This is a genomic window from Ruegeria sp. AF5 (genome assembly GCF_056541905.1).
Genome location: NZ_JBQFYZ010000004.1, coordinates 22,416 through 36,193, shown reverse-complemented (window position 1 = coordinate 36,193; position 13,778 = coordinate 22,416). Strand labels below are relative to the sequence as shown.

14 protein-coding genes are annotated in these 13,778 nt (G+C 58.9%); 6 read left to right on the top strand and 8 right to left on the bottom strand.

The genetic code is table 11. The features are described 5' to 3' along the window. Window positions 1-12 precede the first annotated feature (12 nt). Both iolB and ACR0DS_RS08190 read left to right on the top strand, forming a co-directional pair. Window positions 13-819, top strand: a complete 807-nt coding sequence (gene iolB / locus ACR0DS_RS08195; RefSeq protein ID WP_480506798.1) for a 5-deoxy-glucuronate isomerase — start codon at window positions 13-15, stop codon at window positions 817-819. Beyond that, on the top strand, window positions 816-1,574 hold the full coding sequence (locus tag ACR0DS_RS08190; protein ID WP_480483303.1) for an SDR family NAD(P)-dependent oxidoreductase: 759 nt from the start codon (window positions 816-818) through the stop codon (window positions 1,572-1,574). Before iolB ends, ACR0DS_RS08190 begins: the two co-directional genes overlap by 4 nt. Before the next feature lie 15 nt (window positions 1,575-1,589). On the opposite strand, the gene ACR0DS_RS08185 is transcribed toward ACR0DS_RS08190, so the two are convergent. Genes ACR0DS_RS08185 through iolC form a run of 3 tightly spaced genes read right to left on the bottom strand, consistent with a single transcriptional unit; the run spans window position 1,590 to window position 4,240 of the window. Continuing rightward, window positions 1,590-2,429, bottom strand: coding sequence for a class II fructose-bisphosphate aldolase (locus ACR0DS_RS08185; RefSeq protein WP_480558916.1), 840 nt, complete (start codon window positions 2,427-2,429; stop codon window positions 1,590-1,592). Beyond that, the gene (locus ACR0DS_RS08180; protein ID WP_480558918.1) at window positions 2,426-3,262 is read right to left on the bottom strand and encodes a 5-deoxy-glucuronate isomerase; all 837 of its coding nucleotides are present in this window, start codon (window positions 3,260-3,262) and stop codon (window positions 2,426-2,428) included. Before ACR0DS_RS08180 ends, ACR0DS_RS08185 begins: the two co-directional genes overlap by 4 nt. A gap of 9 nt (window positions 3,263-3,271) precedes the next feature. Next, window positions 3,272-4,240 (bottom strand): 5-dehydro-2-deoxygluconokinase, encoded by a 969-nt coding sequence (iolC, locus tag ACR0DS_RS08175; RefSeq protein WP_480483371.1) that lies wholly within the window; start codon window positions 4,238-4,240, stop codon window positions 3,272-3,274. 124 nt (window positions 4,241-4,364) lie between these two features. On the opposite strand from iolC, the gene ACR0DS_RS08170 reads away from it, so the two are divergent. Beyond that, on the top strand, window positions 4,365-5,468 hold the full coding sequence (locus ACR0DS_RS08170; protein WP_480558920.1) for a Gfo/Idh/MocA family protein: 1,104 nt from the start codon (window positions 4,365-4,367) through the stop codon (window positions 5,466-5,468). A 37-nt stretch (window positions 5,469-5,505) separates the two neighbouring features. Continuing rightward, window positions 5,506-6,639: a Gfo/Idh/MocA family protein gene (locus ACR0DS_RS08165; protein WP_480558922.1), complete on the top strand. Its 1,134-nt coding sequence runs from the start codon at window positions 5,506-5,508 to the stop codon at window positions 6,637-6,639. Here ACR0DS_RS08165 and ACR0DS_RS08160 read toward each other — a convergent pair whose 3' ends face one another. The 5 genes from ACR0DS_RS08160 to ACR0DS_RS08140 form a co-directional block, all read right to left on the bottom strand. Beyond that, window positions 6,640-7,638 (bottom strand): LacI family DNA-binding transcriptional regulator, encoded by a 999-nt coding sequence (locus ACR0DS_RS08160; RefSeq protein WP_480538907.1) that lies wholly within the window; start codon window positions 7,636-7,638, stop codon window positions 6,640-6,642. A gap of 225 nt (window positions 7,639-7,863) precedes the next feature. Then, window positions 7,864-8,646: a dimethylarginine dimethylaminohydrolase family protein gene (locus ACR0DS_RS08155; protein ID WP_480558924.1), complete on the bottom strand. Its 783-nt coding sequence runs from the start codon at window positions 8,644-8,646 to the stop codon at window positions 7,864-7,866. 3 nt (window positions 8,647-8,649) lie between these two features. Continuing rightward, on the bottom strand, window positions 8,650-10,254 hold the full coding sequence (locus ACR0DS_RS08150; RefSeq protein WP_480558926.1) for a 5-guanidino-2-oxopentanoate decarboxylase: 1,605 nt from the start codon (window positions 10,252-10,254) through the stop codon (window positions 8,650-8,652). Further along, window positions 10,251-11,435, bottom strand: coding sequence for a pyridoxal phosphate-dependent aminotransferase (locus tag ACR0DS_RS08145; protein ID WP_480538902.1), 1,185 nt, complete (start codon window positions 11,433-11,435; stop codon window positions 10,251-10,253). Before ACR0DS_RS08145 ends, ACR0DS_RS08150 begins: the two co-directional genes overlap by 4 nt. Then, window positions 11,432-12,088, bottom strand: a complete 657-nt coding sequence (locus ACR0DS_RS08140; RefSeq protein ID WP_480558928.1) for a TetR/AcrR family transcriptional regulator — start codon at window positions 12,086-12,088, stop codon at window positions 11,432-11,434. The genes ACR0DS_RS08145 and ACR0DS_RS08140 overlap by 4 nt, the downstream gene beginning before the upstream one ends. Window positions 12,089-12,165: 77 nt before the next feature. On the opposite strand from ACR0DS_RS08140, the gene ACR0DS_RS08135 reads away from it, so the two are divergent. Both ACR0DS_RS08135 and ACR0DS_RS08130 read left to right on the top strand, forming a co-directional pair. Then, entirely contained in the window at window positions 12,166-12,963 is a 798-nt protein-coding gene (locus ACR0DS_RS08135; RefSeq protein WP_480558930.1) for an ABC transporter ATP-binding protein, read from the top strand. A gap of 44 nt (window positions 12,964-13,007) precedes the next feature. Continuing rightward, the gene (locus ACR0DS_RS08130) at window positions 13,008-13,772 is read left to right on the top strand and encodes a transporter substrate-binding domain-containing protein (protein WP_480475308.1); all 765 of its coding nucleotides are present in this window, start codon (window positions 13,008-13,010) and stop codon (window positions 13,770-13,772) included. The last annotated feature ends 6 nt before the right edge of the window (window positions 13,773-13,778 follow it).

The following is a 13,778-nucleotide window of genomic DNA, read 5'->3' as shown; positions in this document are numbered from 1 at the left end:
AGGAGAACAAGAATGGCAGACCTGCTGAAGAAGCCTATTGGAACCCGTGGCAAGGTACATGACATCACCCCGGACAGTGCCGGATGGCGATATGTGGGTTTTGGGCTGTATCATCTGCAAGCGGGCGACAGGGCGGCCGAGGCGACAGGAGACCGCGAGATCATTCTGGTGATGGTCGAAGGCAAGGCACGGATCACCGGGGCCGGTCAGGACTGGGGTGTATTGGGCGACCGGATGAACGTGTTCGAAAAGACACCGCCGCATAGCCTGTATCTGCCCAACGGAACCGAGTGGGAGGCTGTGGCGGAAACCGACTGCGTTGTGGCGGTGTGCTCGGCCCCGGGTAAGGGCGGCCACAAAGCGCGCCGGATCGGGCCGGATGGCATCACGCTGACCGAACGCGGCAAGGGTGTGAATACGCGGTATATCAACAATATCGCGATGGAGAACGAGGATTATGCCGACAGTCTGCTGGTGACTGAGGTCTTTACGCCCAATGGGCACTGGTCCTCTTACCCCAGTCATCGACATGATGAGGACGATTTTCCCCGCATCACCTATCTGGAAGAGACGTATTACCACCGCCTCAACCCGGCCAACGGGTTCGGAATTCAGCGGGTTTATACCGATGATGGCCAGTTGGATGAGACGATGGCTGTCTCCGATGGCGATGTTGTGATCGTTCCGCGTGGCCATCACCCTTGCGGCGCGCCCTATGGGTTTGAGATGTATTATCTGAACGTCATGGCGGGCCCGCTGCGCAAATGGCGGTTTGCCCTGGCCCCCGAGGTCGAATGGATCATGGAGCGTGACGGATGAGCCAAGACTTCGCCAATTACCCTAGCCTTGCGGGCAAAACGGTTATCATCACCGGCGGGGCCGGGGGAATTGGTGCGGAAACCGTTCGCGCCTTTGCCGCGCAAGGGGCGAAGGTCGGGTTTCTGGATATCAATGCGGATGCGGGCCATGCTCTGCTGGCGGACTTGGACGGTGAACACGCCTTTGCGCAATGTGACCTGCGCGATATCGAAGGGACGCGGGCTGCGCTGGAGCAACTGGTCGAGGAGCTGGGCGAGGCGGATGTGCTGGTCAACAACGCCGCCCAGGATGACCGCCACGACTGGCGCGAGGTGACGCCGGACTATTGGGATGAGCGGATGGCGACCAATATCCGCCATATGTTCTTTGCCATTCAGGCTGTGGCCCCGGGTATGATCGCCAAGGGCGCAGGTTCGATCGTCAACATAGGATCGAATTCCTGGTGGGAGGCCGGGGCAGGTTTTCCGGCCTATGCCACCGCCAAATCGGCGGTGCATGGCCTGACCCGCACCATGGCGCGCGAATTGGGCGATCACCGCATTCGTGTGAACACGGTGGTGCCGGGCTGGATCATGACCGAGCGCCAGAAAGACCTGTGGGTCACGCCCGAGGCGCTGGCCAAACAGGTGGACCGTCAATGCCTGCCCGATCCGATAGAGCCTGTCTATGTCGCGCGCATGGTTCTGTTTCTGGCCTCGGACGACGCCGCCATGTGCAGCGCGGGCAACTTCATGGTCGAGGGCGGCTCGATCTGAAGGCGAAAGCGCGCGTTAACGTTGCGGTGGTGCGCCAAAGGCACGGATGACCATGCGCGCGGCGGCTTCGACCGGATCGTGGGTTTCTTTCAGGATCGTGACGCGATCAAACCGATCCGGGTCACGATTGACGGCCTCACGCATGGCATTTCCGAACGCCATACGCAGCTCGGTCCCGATGTTGAACTTGCAGATCGAGGTTTCGCGGGACAGCTTCACGCGCTGATCTATCGGCACGCCCGACCCGCCATGAATGACCAGAGGTACTGTGGTCATGGCGTCGATCTCGGCAATACGGGCTTCGTCCAGACCGCCTTCCTTGTTTTGTTGCAGATGGACGTTGCCGACCGATATCGCCATCGCATCCACACCGCTTTCACGAGCGAACTGGGCCGCTTCTGCCGGGTCGGTGCCGTTCGATCCTTCACCGCCCGAGTACCCGACAAAACCAATCTCGCCTTCGCAGGAAATCCCTGCCGCATGGGCCATCTCGGCAATTTCGGCAGTTTCATCGATGTTTTGCCGCAGGGGTTTGCGCGACCCGTCGAACATCAGCGAGGTGAACCCGCTGTCCAGCGCGATCTTGCAGTCCTCGAACGTATAGCCGTGGTCCAGATGCGCCACGACGGGCACCGAGGCGTTTTCGGCCAGATACCGGAACATCTTGCCCAGGATCGGCAGTGGCGTGTGCTCGCGGCAGCTGGGTCCGGCTTGCAGGATCACGGGCGCATTCTCGGCCTCGGCCGCGGCTACATAGGCGCGCATGTCTTCCCAGCCGAGTGTGACCAGCCCGCCTACGGCATAGCCCTGTTCATAAGCGGGTTGCAGGACGTCTTTCAGTGTGACGAGGGTCATTTGAATTTCGCAATCATGTCTTTGATGCCAGGAATGGTCTCGATCTGATAGGCATGTGTGGGCTGGAAATACTGCACCAGAGAACGCTGGGTCAGGCCGCCGAGGATGGTGAAATAATACATCTCGTACCCCGGCAAAACGCAGCAGGGGTGATAGCCCTTGTCGATGCAAACGGTCGATCCATCCACGATGTGATAGGCGTCGCCCGGCTGGTTATCTTCGCGCTGCAACATCTGAAGGCCCGAGCCCCAGTTGGGCTTGAACCGGAAATTATAGGTCTCATCGTGGCGGGTCTCGTCCGGCAGGCGGTTGGTGTCATGCTTGTGGCTGGGGAAGCCCGACCAGCCGCCCTGACCGACGGTGAACAGCTCACTCACCAGCAGGCGGCCGACCTTGTCGTGTTGCTTTTGGCCAAGGATGTGTTTGATCTTGCGGTGGGTTTTGGTGTCGTCGCTGCCATATTGCACAAGGTCGTGTTCGCGCACATCGAACGGGTCCAGCACCTTGTCATATGTTGCACCGGCAATGAACACCTCGGTCGCGTCAGAAACGCAGACCATCTGCACTTTTGCGCCGACGGGCACATAGACGCCCTCGGGCTCGCCATCCCAGACATCTTCGCCCCGGTTGCCCAGACTGGGGAAGGAAACGCCTTCGACATCCACATCGACGCTGCCGGTTGCAGGGACGATGCAGGTCTCGTAGCCCGGCACCTGGTATTCGAACGCCTCGCCTTTTTTCAGTTTGACGATGTTGAAATAGTTCAGCGGAACGGACGGATCACCGGCGTCAACGATGGGCTTGTTCTGATTGTCATAGGGCGCGATATGCATGGGATACTCCTATGTGGTCGGGCCGGGGTGAGAGGCGAGGAACGCGTTCAGTTCGGGGGTCGTCGGCATGGCGGGGGCGCAGCCGGGTTTGGAAACGACAATGGATGCGCAGGCGGAACCGCGCATCACCGAGTCTTTCAGCGAGTGCCCCGCCGCGATCGAAGCCAGAAGCCCTGCCATGAAACTGTCACCAGCCCCGACTGGCTTGATGGCGTCCACTGGGTAGATCCCGGTTCTGATTTCCTGCCCATCCGCCAGCGTCACGGCGCCTTTTTCGCCCATCTTGTAAATGACAACCCGGCCCGGTTTCCTGGCGAGGTCCTGTGCCTTGGCAAAGCCCTTTTCCATGCCGCCGGCCATGAAGCCGAACTCTTCATCATTGCCGACAATCAGGTCACAGGCTTCGCCCGCACGGGACAGAACGTCAGCGGCAATTTCTGGCGATGGCCAGCTGTAGGGGCGGTAATCAACATCGAAAATGATCGGAAGGCCAGCTTTGCGCGCGTTTTCAAACCCTTGGAACGTGGCGCTGCGCGAGGGTTCCGACGCAAAGACGGTACCAGCCGAGATCAGGGCCGAGAAGGATGAATAATCAACCTTGTCGACATCCGCGTCAGTAACCTGAAAATCGACCGCACCGTTGCGGTAGATGACATTCTGAAAGTTATCGGTCCGGCTTTCATACAGGGCCAGAGAGGTGCGATACTCACCCCCCAACACGCGGATATAAGAGGTATCCACCCCGTAATGTTGCAACCGGTTGAGGCAGAACCGACCAATTGCATCGTCCGAGACGGAGGTGATCAAGGATGCCTGACTGCCCAGCTTGACCAGACCGGCGCAGATATTCGCGGACGAGCCGCCAAGATCGGCATGGAACGTATCGGCCTCTTCGCTTTTGACACCGATCGGGTCTGCGTAAAGGTCCATACCCGCACGCCCCAGAACGGCAAAGCTGTTTCCTTTGATACCCTCCATCAAAGCGCTCACGTCATGTCCTCCGGCAAAGTGGGGTGGGCAAAGTTTGGACCTTGCGTTGAATCGATTCACACGATACTGATTTTGCAACCGGTTGCAAACACAATGTGCGAGGCCATGGCAGATGCCTGAAATCGGAGTGGGAATCGTGGGGGGCGGTTATATGGGCAAGGCCCATTCCGTTGCCATGTCGGCCGTCGGTGCGGTGTTCAACACGGCGTTGCGCCCCCGGCTTGAGGTCATCTGCGCGTCGAGCCCGGACAGTGCCGAACGCTACCGGGCGGCCTATGGATTTCAGCGGGCAACCGATGACTGGCGCATGTTGGTTGAAGACCCCAGGGTCGAGGCAATCGTGATCGCCTCGCCTCAGTCAACACATCGTCAGATCGCCGAAGCGGCTTTTGCCTTGGGCAAACCGGTCTTGTGCGAGAAACCATTGGGCGCATCGCTTGAAGACAGTCGGGCGATGGTTGCCGCGGCTGAGGCTTCGGGAGCGGTGAACATGGTGGGATTCAACTATATCCGCACACCCGCCAGCCAATATGCCCGCCAGTTGATTGCCGATGGCGCGATTGGTGACGTCACGTGGTTCCGGGGCGAGCATACCGAGGATTTCTATGCAGATCCGCAGGCCCCGGCCACCTGGCGCACAACCGGTAGGGCCAATGGCACAATCGGCGATCTTGCCCCGCATATGGTCAACGGCGCATTGGCACTGATCGGGCCCATTGCGCAGGTGATGGCAGATGTTGAGACCGTTCACAAAACCCGCCCCGGTGGTGAGGTAACAAATGACGACCATGCCCAGATAATGTGTCGGTTTGAAAACGGGGTTATGGGAAACCTGTATTTCAGCCGCGTCGCGACGGGTCGGAAAATGGGCTATGCCTATGAAATTTCGGGCACAAAAGGCGCGCTCCGGTTCGATCAGGAGGACCAGAACGCGCTGTGGCTGTACAAGCGCGAAGGGCCCGAAGCCGCGCGCGGGTTCACCAAGATCCTGACCGGCCCCGCGCACCCGGATTATGAGCCCTTCTGTCAGGGTCCGGGTCATGGAACCGGCTATCAGGACCAGATCATCATCGAGGCCAAGGACTTTCTACAGGCCATCCACACCGGCGAGGCGATCTGGCCCACGTTCCGCGACGGGCATGAGGTCAACCGCGTGCTGGCCGCTGCGCTGGCCTCGTCCGATCAGCGGCAGTGGCAGGACATCAGCGATTTCTGATCGCTCTACGAGACAATTCCAATGAGAGACAATGACCATGGCTAAGTTGAGATGGGGCATGATCGGGGGTGGTGAAGGCAGCCAGATTGGCCCTGCACACCGCCTTGGGGCGCAGGCGGACGGGTTGTTCGAATTTGCAGCTGGCGCGCTGGATCACCGGCCCGACGTGGGCCGCGAATACGCGCAGCGATTGGGTGTTGCTGCCGATCGTGCCTATGGTGACTGGCAAGAGATGCTGGCTGGCGAAAAAGACCGCGAGGATCGGGTTGATCTGGTAACCATCGCGACGCCCAACTCGACCCATTTTGAGATTACCAAGGCCTATCTTGAGGCAGGTTTTAACGTGTTGTGTGAAAAGCCGATGACCATGACGGTGGAAGAGGGCGAAGAGATTGTGCGCGTGGCCGAAGCCTCGGGCAGGATCTGTGCGGTGAACTACTGTTACTCTGCCTATCCGATGGTGCGTCAGGCCCGTGCGATGGTGCGTGCAGGCGATATCGGCAAGGTGCGTCTGGTGGTGACCAATTTCAGCCATGGCCATCATGGCGACGCCACAGATGCGGATAACCCGCGCGTGCGCTGGCGCTATGACCCAGCGATGGCCGGTGTTTCGGGGCAGTTTGCCGATTGCGGCATCCATGCGTTGCACATGGCCAGTTTCATCTGTGACGATCAGGTGAAAACCCTTTCTGCCGACATGGCTTCGACCATCGCCAGCCGTGAGTTGGAAGATGATGCAATGATCAATTTCCGGATGGAGGGCGGCACGGTTGGACGCCTTTGGACATCATCGGTGGCGATCGGACGGCAGCATGGCTTTGACATTCAGGTTTTTGGCGAAACCGGTGGGCTGCGCTGGGCGTCCGAACAGCCCAACCAGTTGATCTATACTCCGGTCGGGGGGCGTACTCAGATCATCGAAAAGGGTGAGGGCGGTTTGCACGACGAGGTGCAACGCCTGTCGCGTGTCGCCATAGCGCACCCCGAGGGGTTCCCGCTGGCGGTCGCCAACATCTATTGCGATCTGGCGGATGCGATCCGCGGTGAAAGACGCGACGGTCTGCCCGGTGCGGCAGATGGGCTGCGGTCCATTGCGGCCGTTCACGCGGCTGTTGCATCGGGCAAGGCCGATGGCGTATGGAAGGACGCGCGGCCGCCGATGTTTCGCTGATCAGGGGCGGGGCCGCAATGTGCCCCGTTCAATCACGCGGCAGGGGAAAATACGGGCCTCGGGATAGCGCTGAGGCTCTTTCAGCATCTCGACAACCAGATCGACGGATGAGGTGATGATCTGCTTGATCGGCTGGTGGATCGTTGTCAGGTTAACGCTTTCCCAGCGCGACATTTCCATGTCGTTCAGGCCGATGATTCCAATGTCCTGACCCGGTTTCAGCCCGTGATCGGCCAGTGCGGACAATGCGCCAACAGACAGGATGTCATCGCCACAGAAATACGCTTCGGACGGGGTGTTGGCCAACAGGCGCAACATTTCGGCGCGACCGGCTTCGAAGGAATAAGCCCCTGCGAAACAATGGCTTACTTCGATATCGGGATGATCTGTCAACTCCTCCATGAACCCGCGATACCGGTCGAGCGCCGAGGTTGCATCTTCAGGCCCGCCCAGATAGCCGACACGCTTGTATCCGCGCGCCAAAAGCTCGCGCGCGGCCATGCGCCCGCATTCGACGTTGTCGATCCCGACCACATGCACTTCGGGCGAGGTGGCCGAGCGGCCAAATGTATGCACCACCGGTACGCCCGCATCGTGAAACGCCTTGGCAAAGCTGGGTGGCAGCGTCGAAGAGGCAACGATGGCCGCGTCAACCGAATACTGGCGCAGCATGCGGACCGAGTTTGCGGGCTCGGTCTCGTCCGTCAGGTTCACGATCAAAGGGCGTAGCCCGCGTTCCTGCAAGGCGCGGGTGAACTGATCGAACACCTCAAGGAAAATCGGGTTGTGAAAGTTGTTCGAAATCAACCCGATCAACTTGGTGCGCCCGGTGGTCAGGGACGAGGCGAGGGCGTTGGGACTGTAGCCAAGCTCTCGCGCGGCCTTTTCAACTTTGCTGCGTGTTTTTGCAGAGACCGAGGCGCCTTCGGTAAAGGTGCGCGACACCGCGGATCGCGATACACCAGCCAAGGCTGCGACGTCTTTCAGGGTCACGCTCACGCAGTGCGGCTCCGGTCGTTGATGGTCAGAGATATCAAGGTGTTTTGCATCAGAGATTCATTATGCACCATCGCAAAAGTCTTGCAACCGGTTGCAGGTCGCACTAGGCGGACGAGATCATCGGCGGCCACCTATGTTTATGAGCGAATGGCGGGAAAGGAAAGACCGGTACAGGCGACGGTTCTCGCAAGAAACACCAAGGATCGAACGCTACCGGTCACGCCCTTAGAACCTTAACGAAAGGCAGGACATTCCACCATCCAGCTTTGCGCAGTCGGTGTTGTCGATTTCTACGACCTCATACCCTTCGCGATCCAACATCTCAGCGGTGCGTGGGAAGCCGGCGGCCATCAGCACCAGATTGTTGAAGCGGATCGCATTGGCGGCAGCTTCCTCTCCGTCCGCAACATGCAGCACCCGGTAGCCCTCAAAACAGCCCGATGCATCCAGCCGTCGGGTCGACAGTATTGTCTCGGCGTCCATCAGCGAACAATCTGTCTTGAAGTGTAGGACGCCCTCGGGCGTGAAAACTTCGCGCAGTTTGTGCCCCCACTCCGAGGTGATTTTCGCCAGCTCGGCGACACCTTCCGCGTCAGTCCGGTCTGACCGGCCCACCAGAATTTCGCGACCGGTAACAAGGATATCTCCACCCTCGACATGGCCGGGTCCCTGAATTTCCAGAACCGTGTCGTAGCAGTCGTGAAGGGTCGGCGCCATTTCAGCCACTTCACCCATCCGCGAAGGTGCGCCGGGCCGCATCAATATCGCACCTTGCGGCAGGCAAAGGGCTGTATCCTCGACAAATTGCGCGTCGGGAAACGCGTTCAGGGGATCCAGTTCGATCACCTCTGCTCCGGTGCTCTTCAGTGCTGCCACATATGCCTTATGCGCCGCTGTCATCCCGTCGAAATCCGGGTTTCCGATATCTTCTGCACGCAACCCGCCTGCAATAGTCGGAGCCGGACGGCGGGTAATGGCGCGGGAAAACTCAAAGGTTGGGTCTGACATGTTTCAATCTTTCTGAGCTGCGAATTTCGGAGCGGTGACTTCGATCATTACCGGCCCGTTCTGGGCGGCAGTTTGGCGCAATGCCTGCGCGACAGCCTGCGGTTCAGCTGGAACCGAAGCGAATGGAATACCGTATGACTTGGCCGTCGCTGAAAAATCGGGGGGCGAGGGATCACATCCTATGACTGTCACGCCCGCATCCTGCATTGACGTGGCAATTTCCTGGTATCCGTGATTGTTCCAGATCACGAAGGTGACCGGCAGGTCTTCGTCGACCGCGGCCATAATTTCAGGCAGAGAAAACTGCGCGCCCCCATCGCCCGCGATGCATATTACACGTGCCGTGGGATCGGCGACCGAAGCGCCGATGGCTGCGGGGATTCCATAGCCCAGCGCGCCGTACCCGGTTGCCGCGTTAAACCAGCCTCCGGCCCGGTCGTGATCGTAGAAAAGATTGCCGGCATAGATTGGTTGCGTGGAGTCTCCGACCATCAGGGTGTTCGGGACCGCAGAACGCATTGCGTTGAGGATTTCCACCTGTTTGCGATAGTCCGGACCAATTTCCGCCCAGGCGGCGTCACGTGTTTTGCCTGCACGTTCCGCGCCATCGCTTTGCTTTGGCTTGTGCGGCAAGGCGTCAACCAGCGCTGATACAGCCAAGTTGACGTCACCTTGAATGATGAGCGCTGCCTCATGTCGCGCCAGTTGCCCGCCACATTGATCAACCCGTATCAACCCTGACATTTTGGCAATTTGGCCGGTGGCATACATATCATAGTCGGTTGGGCCCAGCTCGGTTCCCAGTGCAAGGACGCAATCGGCGCTTTCTATCAAGCCGCGTACGGCGTTCAGGCTGGGGCTTGCCGGAACAGTCAGCGGATGCCTGTGCATCAGGCCGCGCGCGTTGACCGTTTGCACCACGGGCGCATCGAGAGCTTCGGCCAGGGCCTGCAATCCAGCCTCGGAACGTTTTGCGCCGCCGCCCGCCAGAATGACAACGTTCTTCGCTTTGGCCAGTTGCTGTGCGGCTTGTGTAATCAAAGCCGGGTCAATCGGAGAGGCTGAGACAAGCGGTTCGACCTGTGTTTCCTGATAATCAGCCGCTGCGATATCCAACGGAACTTCGATATGCACCGGTCCGGGTCGACCGTTGGTGAGGGTGTGGAACACGCGGTCCAAGGCCGGGTCCAGAGCGTTGGTGGCGGAAACCTGTTCGGACAACAACGCAACGGTCCTGGCCAGTCCCGACTGGTCTGGCAATTCATGCAGATGCCCTAAACCCCTGCCAAGCGACGCGGTTTTGTTGACCCCAGACACCACCAGCATTGGTATTGAATCCGCGCGGGCCTGCGCCATCGGCGTCAATGTATTGGTTAATCCGGGCCCGGTGATCACAAAGGCCACACCCGGTTTGCCTGACACGCGCGCATAGCCGTCGGCCATAAACCCTGCACCCTGTTCGTGTCTGGGTGTAACGTGACGAATGCCCGAGCCTGCAAGCCCGCGGTAAAGCTCGACCGTATGAACGCCCGGAATTCCGAACACGCAGGTCACATCCTTTTGGCGAAGCCTGGCAACCAATGCTTCGCCCACGGTCATTTCACTCATGCAACCTCGCGTGATTTTCTGTTGGCGTGATCGATGAGGCGGGACACCGCAGTGGCAAAGTCGGTGTCACTGATCGTCAGGGCCACTCGCACCCAGTCTTTCAAGCTGTCCCCAAAGGCGGATCCCGGCATGACAGCCACCCCGGTCTGCAACAAGTCCCAGGCATAGGCTTCGCCGTCCAGCCCGGTGGCGGAGACGTTGATCATGGCGAACATTCCCGCCTGAGGCCGGTGAACGGTCAGATCCGTTTCTGCTTCGAGGCGATCAGCCAAAAGCGTGGCGCGCGCTGAAAAACGGGCGGCCATGCCGGAGGCAACCTCGGACCCGTCGCGGATCGCCTTTTCAGTCATATCGGCGATAAAGGGCTGATTGCCGAAAAGCATGGTCTCGGAATAGGGCAGTAGCGCTTCGCAAAACGCGGCTGGCCCGACACACCAGCCACTGCGGAACCCCGGCGCGGCATGTGATTTCGAGATGGATGATACGCCTATGACACGATCCGCCAGTTCCGGGTCTGCCAGTGGCGACACAAATCTGGCCCCGTCAAAGATCAGTTCTTCATAGACCTCGTCCGAGATAATCCACAAATCATGCGCAATCGCGAGCTGTCCGATCTCGGCTAGCTCCTCGGCGGTCAGGATCGCGCCCGTTGGGTTGTGTGGCGTGGTCAGAAGAATGGCGCGGCTGCGCGGTGTTACGCGTACGGCGATATCTTTGGCCTGCATGCGAAACCCGTGTTCCGGGCGCAGCGGTACGGGCACCATTTCCGCCCCGGAAGCACGCACGACCCCTTCGTAGGTTGCATACATCGGATCACCGACCAGAACTTCGTCACCGGCCTCGGCAACGCCGGCCATGGCAGCGAACAATGCGGTCTGCGTTCCGGGAAAGCACAGAAAATTCTCGGGCCCGAAAACGCGTCCGCGGGAAGCCGAGTAACGGGCGGAAAGCGCGTCAAGCAAGCCAGCTTCGCCACGGCCATTGGAGTAGCCCGTTCGCTGGGCCCGTAGTGAGGTTACGGTGGCTTCGACCAGCGCGTCCGGCACCGGCACGTCCGGTTCACCTATCGTCATTTCGACGATGTCCGCTCCGGCCTTGATAAGGTCGCGCGCTTTCAGATGTACGCCCCATTTGGCGCCACCCAAGCCCGCTAACCGTTCTGTCACAGATGTGGTCTTCATGGTTGTTCCACCTCTTTGATCAATGGGATACCGACGATAGCACTGACGGAATCCAATCCGATCTGCGCCAATTGACCTTCGGAAAATTCATCTGGAAGCGCACCGCCTTCCAGCCAAAGACCATCGATAACCGCGTTGCAGGCAATGGCCAGTTGCACGGCTTGCGGCGTGGTGACTGGGCGTCCGGTTTCTTGCAATGCGGCGACGATCAGCTTTTCAAGCTGATCCCGGAAATAGTTATAGGTTTGCTGGTGGATGCGTTGCATTTTCGGATCACGCTGCACCTTGTTCAGGAAGCCGGCCCACAAGGCCACAGCGCTTGGATCAACGATTGGCGGTCGCAGCGACGCATCAACGAAGTTGGTCAACTGAGATACTGCGCTGCCTTTCCCTGACGACGCAGCTGTCTGATCGGTCAGCGTATTCATGTGATGTTCGTACGCAGCCTGAACCAGTTCCTCCTTGGATGAGAAATAGTGCCGGATCAGCCCTTGGGTCACGTTCGCGCGGGCCGAGATCTGACGCACAGTGGCCCCCCGAACACCCATCTCGGCGATCAGGTCCAAAGTCGCCAGGATCAGCGCCTCGCGCCGAAACTCGGCAGATTCACGTGTAAATTTACGGCTGTCGTCCTGCACGTCCGGGTCATCCATGGTACGGAATTATTATACACTTGCATAATTGCGAGATTCGAGGCTTACTGCAAGCTGAAATCAGAAGATTCTTGGATATGGATACAGCCAAAGCAGCATCACCCGCACGCGAAACAACCACGTCTGAAGAGGCGATAAGGGTTGAGGACCTGCACAAGTCTTTCGGCACGCTGGAGGTTTTGAAAGGTGTCTCGTTGACAGCGAACAAGGGCGATGTCGTTGCCATCATTGGGGGTTCGGGCTCGGGCAAATCCACCATGCTGCGCTGTATCAACTTTCTGGAAACACCAAGCTCGGGAAAGATCACCATCGGCGGTGAGCTGGTTGAAATGCATGCCGACGGCAGCCCCTCGAACCGCCGCCAGATTGAACGTATCCGTACGCGGCTTGCGATGGTTTTCCAGCAGTTCAACCTGTGGACACATCGCACACTTTTGGAAAACGTGATCGAGGTACCGGTACATGTCCTTAAGGTACCAAGGGCCGAAGCTGTCGCGCGGGCGCATGACCTGCTGAAAAGGGTGGGGCTTGGTGACAAGGCCGACACCTATCCGGCCTATCTTTCAGGCGGTCAGCAACAGCGCGCCGCCATCGCACGCGCGCTTGCGGTGGATCCTTCGGTGATGCTTTTCGATGAGCCAACTTCAGCGCTTGACCCAGAGCTTGTCGGCGAGGTTCTGACCGTGATCCGGGATCTTGCAGCGGAAGGGCGCACCATGCTGCTTGTGACCCATGAAATGAAATTTGCGCGCGAAGTCGCGAACCATGTCGTCTATCTTTTCGAGGGCCGCATTGAAGAGCAGGGTCCACCTGCCGAGGTCTTCGGAAATCCAAAATCAGAACGATTGAAGCAGTTCCTCAGCTCGGTCGCCTGATCCACTACAAAAAACAACAAAATAAACCTAAAGGGAGTAACAAAATGAACGTCAAGAAACTGCTCGCGTCCGGTCTTGCCGCCGCTGTCCTTTCGGCTGGTGTTGCCAGTGCAGAAGAGGTCAAGATCGGCATCGCGGCCGAGCCTTATCCGCCCTTCGCGTCGCTGGACAGTTCAGGCAACTGGGTTGGTTGGGAGATCGACGTCATCAATGCAGTTTGCGCCGCTGCGGAACTTGACTGTGTTATCACGCCGGTGGCCTGGGACGGTATCATCCCTTCGCTGACGGGGCAGCAGATCGACGCCATCATGGCCTCGATGTCGATCACCGAGGAACGGTTGAAAACCATTGATTTCAGCGATCCTTATTACAACACACCTGCGGTTATCGTTGCCGATAAATCGATGGATATCGAAGCAACCCCGGAATCGCTGGCGGGTAAAGTCATTGGCATTCAGGCTTCGACGATCCACCAAGCCTATGCGCAGGAATACTTCAAGGATTCCGAACTGCGCGTCTATCAAACTCAGGATGAGGCCAATCAGGACCTGTTTGCGGGTCGGATCGACGCCACACAAGCTGACAGCATTGCGATGGCCGATTTTGTGAATTCGGATGCCGGTGCTTGCTGCGAAATCAAAGGTGCCGTGAAGGACGATCCCGCCATTTTGGGGCGTGGTGTCGGTGCGGGCGTTCGTAAAGGGCAGGATGACCTGCTTGCGGCGTTGAACAAGGGCATCGCGGCAATTCTTGCCGATGGCACGCATGAGAAGATCACGTCGAACTATTTCTCGACCAGCATCTACTAAGCCGTT